Genomic DNA, 10,757 nt, shown 5'->3' with positions numbered 1-10,757 from the left:
CGGCCTCGTAAACCTGGGTGTCGCCTTACCTCGTAAAGCTGGGTGTCGCTTGACAGCGCCAGCGCATATCCGCTCGGACCAGGGGCCGGAGTTCGTGGCCGAGGCAGTAAAGGGCTGGATTGAGAGCGTGGGCGCCAGGACCGCCTACATCGAGAAGGCGAGCCCTTGGGAGAACGGGTATGTCGAATCCTTCAACGGCAAGCTGCGGGACGAACTGCTGAACGGCGAGGTGTTCAACACGCTTCTGGAGGCGCAGGTGCTCATCGAGGGCTGGCGCCAGCACTACAACCAAATCCGGCCCCACTCATCGCTCGGCTATCGTCCGCCTGCCCCGGGGACGGTGCCACTGGCCAGGTCGCAGATCGGCTCAGGAGCAGGCGTGGCTGCGATGGCCCACTAAAATTCCACCCGGATCACTCAATGGGGGCTGGTCAGTCAAGACATTTTTCCTAATAACGTACATTTTGTTAATTAATAGAAACAAGCCGAACGGCGTCACCGCGAAGGGCGCCGCATCCCCCAGCACCGCCCAGCACAATGCCACGCAGGAGACGGGCTCGAGCGGCGGCAGGCGCCGCGCCCGCGGCTCGCCCGGCAGGAAGGGACCGAGCACCAGCAGCCCGGCCCGCCGGTAGAAGCCCGGCAGGTCGAAGCCGAGCGGCACGCCGAGCCGCGAGACCACCAGCCGCCCGGTCAGCGGGTCGAGCACGGTCCAGCCCGCCTCATCGGCGATCGCGGCGAAGCAGTGGCGGAAGCCCGGCCGCAGCAGGCGCAGCCAGGGCTGGTCCGCCCCGTCGCCGAAGACGATGAAGACCTGCTGCGCCGCCCCGCGCCGATGCGCCGCGCGCATCACGCGCCCTGGCCCCGGAAAGCCGAGGATATCCGCCGGTTTCGCCAACGGCAGCGGCCCGGTGACGATGCCCTTCACCCTGAGCGGCCAGTCGAGCCGGCGCATCGCTTCGCTCCAGAGCCGCCAGTCGCCCGCCTCGCGCGGCGAGCGCGGGTCGGGCGCCTCGCCCCGCTCGCCCCAGAGGCGCATGATGCGGGCATGCTGGAGGTCGATCCTGCGCTGGCGGTAGAGCCGGTCGAGGCAGCGGATCACGTCGTCCGGCTCGCAGGGCCGAGCGACGAGGCCGGCACCGGAGACGATGCGGGCGCCGTCGCGGCGGGCGATCAGCGCGGCCATTGTCCAGAACCAGGCCTCCTCCACGCTGTGGAAGGGCTGGTCGCGCGTCTCGGCGAGGCGGCTAGGGGCGCGGCTGGGCTGGGGGCTCGGCATCGGGGATTTTCCTCTCTGTCCCTGCTGGAACATTTCGAGAACATAAAGCTAGCCCCGGCCGGATCGCAAGGGAAAGAAAGGAAAATTCGCCTATTGATCTTAGTCCCAAGACCTAGGATGTTATGCCCATGAGGAACCCCATATCTGGCGCGCCATACCCGGCGCCTGGGCCGAGGCCGTGCCGTGACGCATGAGGAGATCTGGCGCGCGCTCGATGCGCTGGCCGCCGAGAACGGGCTCTCCGCCTCCGGCCTCGCCCGCAAGGCTGGGCTCGACGCCACCGCCTTCAACCCGTCGAAGCGCATCGGCGCCGATGGGCGCGCCCGCTGGCCCTCCACCGAAAGCCTGGCCAAGGTCCTCGCCGCCACCGGCACCGGCATGGCGGAGTTCGCCGCCCTCGTCACCGGCATGGCCGCCCTGCCCCGTGCCCGCGGCGTGCTCGGCCGGCGCATCCCGCTGATCGGCCTCGCCCAGGCCGGCGGCGAGGGCTATTTCGACGATGGCGGCTTCCCCGTCGGCGGCGGCTGGGACGAGATCGGCCTGCCTGATATCGGCGACCCGCATGCCTATGCGCTGGAGATCTCCGGCGAGAGCATGGAGCCGGTCTTCCGCGACGGGGACATGGTCATCGTCTCCCCCGGCGCCCCGATCCGCCGCGGCGACCGCGTGGTGGTCCGCACCCAGAAGGGCGAGGTCATGGCGAAGGAGCTGAAGCGCCAATCCGCCCGGCGCGTCGACCTGCGCAGCCTCAACCCGGCGCACCCGGACTACACCTTCGACCTCGCCGAGCTGAACTGGATGCACCGGATCGTCTGGAGCAGCCAGTAGGGCTCACGCCTCGCGCGGCAGCAGCTCCTTGAGCGCCGCCAGGTCCCGCTCCGCCCGCAGCGCCAGGTAGCGCGGCCCCTCGCCGAGCGGGACGGCAACCAGGCCGATGTCGCCATAGACCCGCAGCAGATCGGACCCGACGCGCCAGAAGGCGGGGTCGACCCCCGCGCGCTCGCACAGGTCGCGGAAGCGCCAGATGGCGGAGATCGCATCCCGCCGGTCCCCCGCCGGGTCGCCGAGCGCGAGCCAAACGCCCTCCCGCTTGAGGAAGGCGAAGCCCGCCCGCTCCGCCTCGCCGAAGACGGCGCCATCCGCCTCGGCCGGCGCCAGGGCGCCGAGCGAGGCCAGCCGCGACCGCACCCCCGGCTCCCAGTCCAGCGGCCGGAAGCGCGCCGGCCGCAGCAGCCGCACCATGGCGAACAGCAGCAGCACGCCCGTCAGCCCCACGGTGAAGCGCAGGCTGTCCGGCGCAAGGGGCGACATCGCCACCGTCCACCAGCTCTCGTCGGCCACCCTCCCGCCATAGGCGATGAGCGCGAGGGTGAGGCCGGAGGCCGCGACGGCCAGCAGCGGCACCAGCGCCTGGGGCGAGAGCGGCTCCCGCGCCAGCCGGCTGTCGCGGTAGAAGGCCGGGCGCAGCGCCGCCACCAGCACGCCGAGCAGCAGGAAGGCGCCCCAGAGCCACCAGGCCTCGCCCCTGAGCCAGGCAATCCCGGCGCCATTCGCCAGCAGGAAGAGGGTGAAGCCCCAGGCGATGGTCAGCCGCCGCAGCAGCCCATAGGCCATCACCAGCAGCAGCGACCCTACCACGGAACAGGCGAAGTGCGAGGCCAGCGCGGCCACGTGCCCCGCCCATTCCTCGAGGATCGTACCCTTGGTCGGCAGCGCCCCGAGGAAGACCAGCAGCGCCCCCGCCAGCGCGACGAGCGAGGCGATGGCCGGCACCTCCATCGCATCCGTCCCCCGCCCGAAGGCGGAGAGCCGCTGCAGCACCCCGCGCCGCTGGCCAAGCTCGAAGGAGACGAAGAGCCCGCCGGCGATGAAGAGGGGGATGATGTAGTAGTAGAGCCGGAAGACCAGCAGCGCCCCCACCACCTCCGGCGCCGGCATGTAGGGCTGCAGCCCGAGCAGGATGGCGCCGTCGAAGACGCCGAGCCCCCCCGGCACGCTGGCCGCGATGCCGACCGCGTAGGAGGCGAGGTAGATGCCGACGAAGCGGAGGAAGGTCAGCCCCTCCGCTGGCGGCAGCAGCGTGTAGAAGATCGCCGCCGTCATCGCCACGTCGACGGTGGCAAGCGCGGTCTGCATGAGCGCCATGCGCGGGCTCGGCAGGTCGATCTCGTATTTGAGGATGCGCACATGCCGCCGGAAGCGGCTCAGCACCACATAGGTGGCGACGATGCCCCAGAGCGGCAGCGCCAGCGCCTGCAGCGCCCAGCGCGGCAGCGTGCTGCCGAAGAAGGGCACCACCTCCGGCTCGAACATCAGCACGAGGCCGCCGAGCGCCATGCCGCCGAGGCCGAAGGTGAGGCTGGTGAAGCCCACCACCTTGGCGATCTCGAGCGGGCTCAGCCCCCAGGCGGAGTAGAGCCGGTAGCGCACCGCCGCCCCCGACACCGCGGCGAAGCCAAGGTTGTGCGCCAGGGAATAGCCGCAGAAGGAAGCGAGCAGGGATTTCGGCCAGGACACCGGCCGCCCTGCATAGGCGGAGCCGAGCTTGTCATAGGCCGCCAGCACCAGATAGGCGACGACGGTGAGCCCGCCCGCCATCCAAAGCGCGCCCGTGGTGAGCTTGCCCATCGCCTCGCGGATTTCCGCGACCGAGAGGCCACGGAACTCCTTCTGCACGACATAGAGCGCGCCGACGAGCAGCACGAGGCCGAACACCGTCGCCCCATGCCGGCGCAACCAGGCCAGCATCGGTGACACTAGGCCGCAGCCTCCCTCGCCAGCGCCGACTCGATCAACCCGATCGTGCCCGGGATGCCGTAGAGGGCGACGAAGCCGCCGAAGCGCGGCCCCTCCTGCTGCCCGAGCAGCACCTGGTAGAGGCAGGAGAACCAGTCGCGCAGGCTGGCGAATGCGTGCCGCTTGCCGACCTCGTAGAGCAGCGCCTGGATCGCCTCTGCATCGCTCCCGGCCGGCAGGGCGCGGAGCGCGCCGAGCAGGTCCTCGAGCGCGCCACGCTCCACCGCGCTCGGCGCCCGGTGGCGCTTCTGCGGCGCGACGAAGTCCCGGTAATAGGCGACGGCATGCTCGGCCAGCCGCGCCAGCATCGGGTGGCTTTCGGCCGTCACCCCTGGCGCATACTTGCCGATGAAGCCCCAGAGGATTTCCGGCCCCTCCGCATTCACCACGCTGGCGAGGTTCAGCAGCATGGCGAAGGAGATCGGCGAGCCGGGATCGTTGCTGCTGCCGTTGTGGATGTGCCAGGCCGGGTTCGTACCTTCCGGCGCCGCCTTCAGCTTCTCCAGGTTGGCGAGGTAGTCGTCCACCGCGCGGGGGATGACGTCGAAATAGAGCCGCTTCGCCCGCTGCGGCTGCCCGTACATGAACTGCGCCAGGCTCTCCGGCGGGGCATAGCGCAGCCATTCGTCGATGGTCAGGCCGTTGCCCTTCGACTTGCTGATCTTCCCGCCATTCTCGTCGAGGAAGAGCTCATAGGTGAAGCCGGCCGGGGGCTGCCCGCCGAGGATGCGGCAGATCTGGCCGGAAAGGCGGACGCTGTCGATCAGGTCCTTGCCCGACATCTCGTAATCGACGCCGAGCGCGTACCAGCGCAGCGCCCAGTCGGCCTTCCACTGCGCCTTGCAATGCCCGCCGGTGATGCGGGTGCCGTGCCGCTTGCTGGTGGCCGGGTCGATCCAGACCAGTAGGTCCTCGGCGGGGCGGACCTCCTCCATCGGCACCTGCATGACCATGCCGGTCTCGGGATGGATGGGCAGGAAGGGCGAATAGGTGGCGCGCCGGTCCGGGCCGAGGGTCGGCAGGATCACACCCCTCACCTCCTCATGCCGCTCCGCCATGCGCAGCAGGGCGGCATCGAAGCGCCCGCCGCGGTAATAGTCGGTGGAGGAGGCGAATTCGTAGTCGAAGCCGAATGTGTCGAGGAAGGCCTGCAACCGGGCATTGTTGTGCGCCCCGAAGCTCGCATGCGTGCCGAAGGGGTCCGGGATGGCGGTCAGCGGCCGGCCGAGATGCCCGGCGAGCATCTCCTTGTTCGGCACGTTGTCCGGCACCTTCCTGAGCGCATCCATGTCGTCCGAGAAGGCCAGCAGCCGCGCCGGCAGGCCGGTCATCTGCTCGAAGGCGCGCCGCACCCAGGTGGTCCGCGCCACCTCGCCGAAGGTGCCGATATGCGGCAGGCCGGAGGGTCCGTAGCCCGTTTCGAAGAGGGCGCCCGCCGGTTTCGGCGCCGCGGCCAGCCGGTCGGCGACCTTGGCGGCTTCCTCGAAGGGCCAGGCCTTGACGGTGCGGAGGGATGGATCGGCGCTCATGCAGGGCAGATGGCAGGGGGCGGCGATGCGGTCAACGCAGGACACTGCTCCCCATGCATGGCAGACCGGCACCCGGCGGGGCCAAGTCCTTGTAGAATTGGCAACTCCCCTGCGCTAAGCGGGCAAGGTTGCACAGGAGTGAAAGGTGCCATGCGGGTTGGCGTGATCGGAGCCACGGGCGCGGTCGGCAAGGAATTGGTGGAGGTGCTGGCCAAGCGGCGCTTCCCCGTGACGGAGCTGCGCCTCTTCGCCTCCACTCGCAGCGCCGGCACCAAACAGAAAACCCCCTTCGGCGAGGTCACGATCGAGACCTACAGCCTGGAGGCCGCCCGCAGCCTGGACCTCGCCCTGCTCGCCGTCTCCGGCGACTTCGCCAAGGCCCATGCCCGGGCTCTGGCCGAGGCCGGGGTCGCGGTGGTGGACAATTCGTCCGCCCTTCGGCTGGAGCAGGACGTGCCGCTGGTGGTGCCGGAGGTGAATGCCGCGGCCATCGGCAACCACCGGCTGGTCGCCAACCCCAACTGCACCACCGCCATCCTGGTGGTGGCGCTGGAGCCGCTGCGCCGGGCCTTCGGCCTTAGGCGCGTCATCGTCTCCACCTATCAAGCGGCCAGCGGCGCCGGCGCCGAGGGCATGGCGGAGCTGGAGCGGGAGACGCGCCGGGTGCTGCTGGAGGGCGGCCCGGCCGGGCATGAGGTCTTCGCCCATCCCCTCGCCTTCAACGTCATCCCCCAGATCGACAGCTTCCAGCCCAACGCCTACACGCGCGAGGAGATGAAGGTCGCCTGGGAGAGCCGGAAGATCATGGGCCTGCCGGACCTGCTGATCTCCTGCACCGCCGTCCGCATCCCGACCTTCCGCGTCCATGCCGAGGCGGTGACGATCGAGACCGAGCGGCCGGTGACGCCGGAGGCCGCCCGCGCCGTGCTCGCCCAAGCGCCGGGGGTGAAGGTGGTGGATGACCCCGCCGCCCAGCTCTACCCGATGCCGATCACCGCGACGGGCCAGGACGATGTCGAGGCCGGCCGCATCCGGGCCAACCCGGTCTTCGGCGATCACGGCCTCGACCTCTTCCTCTGCGGCGACCAGCTGCTGAAGGGCGCGGCGCTGAACGCGGTGCAGATTGCGGAGCGGCTCCGCCTTCGGGCCTGACCCGGTGCGGTTCACCCGTGTACGCCACGGGTGGACCGCTCTAGCCTCGGCGGGACACGGCCAAGCAAGGACTCGTCCCGCATGAACCTCGCCCGCTTCCCGCGCATCCGTCTCGGCCACCTGCCGACGCCGCTGGAGCCGATGGAGGCGCTCTCCCGCCACCTCGGCGGCCCGCGGCTCTGGATCAAGCGGGACGACTGCACCGGCCTCTCCACCGGCGGCAACAAGACGCGGAAGCTGGAATATCTCTGCGCCGAGGCTCAGGCACAGAACGCCGACATCCTCATCACCCAGGGTGCCACCCAGTCGAACCATGCCCGCCAGACCGCCGCCGCGGCGGCCAAGCTCGGCCTCGACTGCCTGATCCTGCTCGAGGACCGCACCGGCTCCACCGACCCGGCCTATACCCAGTCCGGCAACGTGCTGATGGACAAGCTCCACGGCGCCCAGGTCGCCCGCCGCCCCGGCGGCGCCGACATGCAGGCGGAGATGGAAGCCGTCGCCGCCGACCTCCGCGCCAAGGGGCGGCGGCCCTATGTCATCCCGGGCGGCGGCTCCAACCCGGTCGGGGCGCTCGGCTATGTCAACGCGGCGCTGGAGCTGGTGGCCCAGGCGGCGGAGATGGGGCTGCGCATCGACCACCTCGTCCACGCCACCGGCTCGGCCGGCACCCAGGCGGGGCTGGTCGCCGGCCTCGTCGCGCTGAACAGCGGCATCCCCGTGCTCGGCATCGGTGTCCGCGCACCGAAGCCGAAGCAGGAGGCGAACGTCCTGGCATTGGCTGAGCGCACCGCCGCCCATCTCGGCCTGCCAGGGATCATCAAGCCCGAGCATGTCGTCGCCAATTGCGACTATGTCGGTCAGGGCTACGGCATCCCGACCGAGGGCATGGTCGAGGCGGTGAAGCTGGTGGCGCAGAAGGAGGGCATCCTCCTCGACCCGGTCTATTCGGGGAAGGGCATGGCCGGGCTGATCGACCTGATCGGCAAGGGGCACTTCACCAAGGACCAGAACGTCGTCTTCCTCCACACCGGCGGCCAGGTAGGGCTTTTCGGCTACCCGAAGGCCTTCGGCGTGCCCGGCGACGTCGCCGCCTGAACCATCCTCCGCAAGGCCGCGCAGCGGTTTTGTGGGGAGTCCTGAAGACCCGGCGCGGGTTCTGGGGTAAAGCGCGAACATATGCCCCAGCCCCCGCGCCTTCTCCTGCCCGATGCCCCGGCCCTCATCGCCGGGCTCGGCCGCGCCACGCTCCTCACCCCGGATGGCGAGTTGCTGACGGTGCCTGCCTCCGGCCTTGCCGAGGCGCTGGGCGGCGCCGCGCCGCTGCTGGTCCATGCGCCCGCCGCGGCCCGCCGACTCGACCTGCCGCGCTTCGACGCGACCTTCGACCTGCTGGAGCTCTTCGCCTTCTGCATGCCGGCCCGCCCGGCGGCGCCGACGCCGCGCGGCCTCGCCATGGCGCTCGACCTCGCCCTGCCGGCGGATGACGCGGCCGCTGCCGCCCAGCTGCCGGAGATGGCGACCATCCTGCTGCGCCACCTCGCCGCCGGCCGCCACCTGCCGCTGAACCGCGACGCCGCCATCCTTGCCGCCCAGATGAAGAAGATCGCCGGCTGGAGCTGGGCCGATTCGGTCCTCGCCGCGCTCGGTGCCGACCAGGAGAAGCCCTCGCTCGACCCCTACAAGGTCTGGCGCCGCCTGCCCGACTGGGAAGACCCTGGCCCCGCCCAGCCCCCCGGCAGCTTCGAGGTCTTGCCCGGCGAGGCGCGCACCCGCCTCGCCCAGATCCTCGGCGAGAGCTCCGAGCAGCGGCCGCAGCAGGCCGACTACGCCTCCGCCGCCAGCGGTGCCTTCGCCCCGCGCGAGGATCGCGGCACCCCGCATGTCGTCCTCGCCGAGGCGGGCACCGGCACGGGCAAGACCCTCGGCTACATTGCCCCGGCCAGCCTCTGGGCGGAGCGGAACGGCGCGCCGGTCTGGATTTCCACCTTCACCCGCAACCTCCAGCGCCAGATCGACCAGGAGCTCGGCCGCCTCTACCCGGAGCCGGAGGAGCGCCGCCGCCGCGTCGTCGTCCGCAAGGGCCGCGAGAACTACCTCTGCCTGCTGAACCTCGATGAGATGCTGGGCCAGGCGACCCATCCCGACATGGCCGTGCCGCTGGCGCTCGTCGCCCGCTGGGCGCTGGCGACGCGCGACGGTGACCTGATGGCCGGCGACTTCCCGGGCTGGGTGGCGGAGCTGCACGGCCCCGCCAGCATCTGGCCGCTGGCTGACCGCCGGGGCGAGTGCATCCGGTCCGCCTGCCCGCGCTACAAGCAGTGCTATGTCGAGCACTCCATCCGCCGCGCCCGCACGGCAACGCTCGTCATCGCCAACCATGCGCTGGTGATGGTCCAGGCGGCGCAGGGCGGGGCGGAGGATGCCAAGCCCCTCCGCTACGTCTTCGATGAGGGACACCACCTGTTCGATGCCGCCGACGCCGCCTTCTCCGCGGCGCTCTGCGGCGGCGAGACGGCGGAGCTGCGCCGCTGGCTGCTCGGCGCCGAGGGCGGCCGCAGCCGCGCCCGTGGCCTCCGGCGGCGGATCGAGGAGCTGGCCGGCGACCTGCCCGACCTGCTGCCGCCGATGGAGGCCGCCCTCCACGCCGCCCGTGCCCTGCCCGGCCTCGGCTGGGTAACCCGCCTCTCCGAGGAGCCGCGGGAGCCCGCCTCCGAGGCCGCCGCCGAACGGCAATCCAACCCGACCGAGACCTTCCTCCGCGCCGTCCGCCGCCAGGTGCTCGCCCGCGCACGGGAGGAGGACGGGCTCTATGACGTCGAGTGCGACCTGCACCCACTCGGCACCGACCTGCCCGAGGCCGGCGAGGCGCTGGAGCGCGCCCTGAAGCGCATCGAGGAGCCGCTGGCCCGGCTGCGCGAGAAGCTGATGGCCCGGCTCGAGGACGAGGTGGAGGAGCTGGAGACCGCCGACCGCATCCGCTACGAGACCGCCGCCAAGGGGATCGAGCGCCGCGCCCTGATGCCGCTCGCCGCCTGGCAGGGCATGCTCCGGGCGCTGCGCGAGTCGCCGCCCTCCCTCGGCGAGCGCCGCGCCTTCGTCGACTGGCTGGCGCTGACCCGCCGCGAGGGGCGGGACGTGGATGCCGGCCTGCACCGCCACTGGCTCGACCCGACGACGCCCTTCGCCCTCACCGTCGCCGCCCCGGCGCATGGGATGCTGGTCACCTCGGCCACGCTCCGCGACGCCGGCCAGGCGGGCGACCAGGAGGCCGACTGGATCGCCGCCGAGGCCCGCACCGGCGCCAGCCACCTGGCGACGCCGGCCATCCGCGCCGCCTTCCCCTCGCCCTTCGACTACGCCGCCCGCACCCGCGCCTTCGTGGTGACGGATGTGGACAAGACCCGCCCCTCCCAGGTCTCGGCGGCGATGGGGGCGCTGTTCCTGGCGGCGGGCGGCGGGGGCTTAGGCCTATTCACCGCCATCCGCCGGCTGCGCGATGGCTTCCGCCACATGGCCCCTAAGCTCGAGGCGGCGGGCATCCCGCTCTATGCCCAGCACATGGACGCGATGGACAACGCCACCCTGGTCGATGTCTTCCGCGCCGAGGAGGATGCCTGCCTGCTCGGGACGGATGCCATGCGCGACGGCGTCGACGTCCCCGGCCGCTCGCTCCGCCTGCTGGTCTTCGACCGGGTGCCCTGGCCGCGTCCCTCCATCCTGCACCGGGAGCGGCGCATCCACCTCTCCGGCGGCGACCCCAAGGGCTATGACGACGCGCTGGCCCGCCACCGGCTGCGCCAGGCCTTCGGCCGCCTCATCCGCCGGGCGGATGACCGCGGCGTCTTCGTCCTGCTCGACCGCTCCTGCCCGAGCCGTTTGCTGGCCGGCCTGCCGGAGGGCGTGCCGCTGCGTCGATGCGGCCTCGCCGAGGCGGTGGCGGAGACCCGCGGCTTCCTGGCAGAAGGGTGACAGGCCGGGAGGTTGACGCCGCCCGCCGG

The 10,757-nt window shown here is 71.5% G+C and carries 8 protein-coding genes; 5 read left to right on the top strand and 3 right to left on the bottom strand.

The window, feature by feature from the left end; genetic code table 11:
* On the top strand, window positions 1–400 hold a 400-nt coding region (locus AC5JJ1_RS19955; protein ID WP_495786861.1), incomplete at its 5' end, for an integrase core domain-containing protein.
* Here the strand turns inward: AC5JJ1_RS19955 and AC5JJ1_RS19950 are convergent.
* Window positions 368–1,279, bottom strand: a complete 912-nt coding sequence (locus tag AC5JJ1_RS19950) for a hypothetical protein (protein ID WP_495786860.1) — start codon at window positions 1,277–1,279, stop codon at window positions 368–370. The two genes, AC5JJ1_RS19955 and AC5JJ1_RS19950, sit on opposite strands and share 33 nt — an antisense overlap.
* Window positions 1,280–1,462: 183 nt before the next feature.
* Between AC5JJ1_RS19950 and AC5JJ1_RS19945 the strand changes: the two genes are divergently transcribed.
* Window positions 1,463–2,107 (top strand): S24 family peptidase, encoded by a 645-nt coding sequence (locus tag AC5JJ1_RS19945; protein ID WP_495786859.1) that lies wholly within the window; start codon window positions 1,463–1,465, stop codon window positions 2,105–2,107.
* Window positions 2,108–2,110: 3 nt separating this feature from the next.
* Here AC5JJ1_RS19945 and AC5JJ1_RS19940 read toward each other — a convergent pair whose 3' ends face one another.
* Window positions 2,111–4,027: a lysylphosphatidylglycerol synthase domain-containing protein gene (locus AC5JJ1_RS19940; protein ID WP_495786858.1), complete on the bottom strand. Its 1,917-nt coding sequence runs from the start codon at window positions 4,025–4,027 to the stop codon at window positions 2,111–2,113.
* An 8-nt stretch (window positions 4,028–4,035) separates the two neighbouring features.
* Window positions 4,036–5,604: a lysine--tRNA ligase gene (locus AC5JJ1_RS19935; protein ID WP_495786857.1), complete on the bottom strand. Its 1,569-nt coding sequence runs from the start codon at window positions 5,602–5,604 to the stop codon at window positions 4,036–4,038.
* Window positions 5,605–5,613: 9 nt separating this feature from the next.
* On the opposite strand from AC5JJ1_RS19935, the gene AC5JJ1_RS19930 reads away from it, so the two are divergent.
* The 3 genes from AC5JJ1_RS19930 (at window position 5,614) to AC5JJ1_RS19920 (ending at window position 10,728) form a co-directional block, all read left to right on the top strand.
* A complete protein-coding gene (locus AC5JJ1_RS19930; protein WP_495786856.1) occupies window positions 5,614–6,756 on the top strand; it encodes an aspartate-semialdehyde dehydrogenase in 1,143 nt (380 codons plus the stop codon).
* An 81-nt stretch (window positions 6,757–6,837) separates the two neighbouring features.
* Window positions 6,838–7,854 carry a D-cysteate sulfo-lyase gene (cuyA, locus tag AC5JJ1_RS19925; protein WP_495786855.1) on the top strand — a complete coding sequence of 339 codons (1,017 nt, stop codon included), beginning with the start codon at window positions 6,838–6,840 and terminating at the stop codon, window positions 7,852–7,854.
* Window positions 7,855–7,935: 81 nt separating this feature from the next.
* Window positions 7,936–10,728, top strand: coding sequence for an ATP-dependent DNA helicase (locus AC5JJ1_RS19920; RefSeq protein ID WP_495786854.1), 2,793 nt, complete (start codon window positions 7,936–7,938; stop codon window positions 10,726–10,728).
* The last annotated feature ends 29 nt before the right edge of the window (window positions 10,729–10,757 follow it).

It is taken from the genome of Belnapia sp., from assembly GCF_059504005.1.
Note: the sequence above shows the minus strand (reverse complement) of the source record. Positions and strands in the feature narration are given on the sequence as shown.

Excerpts from the sequence above, each read along its gene's own strand:
- AC5JJ1_RS19950 (WP_495786860.1), bottom strand. The coding sequence starts at position 1,279 with ATGCCGAGCCCCCAGCCCAGCCGCGCCCCTAGCCGCCTCGCCGAGACG.
- AC5JJ1_RS19940 (WP_495786858.1), bottom strand. The coding sequence starts at position 4,027 with ATGCTGGCCTGGTTGCGCCGGCATGGGGCGACGGTGTTCGGCCTCGTG.
- AC5JJ1_RS19935 (WP_495786857.1), bottom strand. The coding sequence starts at position 5,604 with ATGAGCGCCGATCCATCCCTCCGCACCGTCAAGGCCTGGCCCTTCGAG.
- AC5JJ1_RS19930 (WP_495786856.1), top strand. The coding sequence starts at position 5,614 with ATGGCAGGGGGCGGCGATGCGGTCAACGCAGGACACTGCTCCCCATGC.
- cuyA (WP_495786855.1), top strand. The coding sequence starts at position 6,838 with ATGAACCTCGCCCGCTTCCCGCGCATCCGTCTCGGCCACCTGCCGACG.
- AC5JJ1_RS19920 (WP_495786854.1), top strand. The coding sequence starts at position 7,936 with ATGCCCCAGCCCCCGCGCCTTCTCCTGCCCGATGCCCCGGCCCTCATC.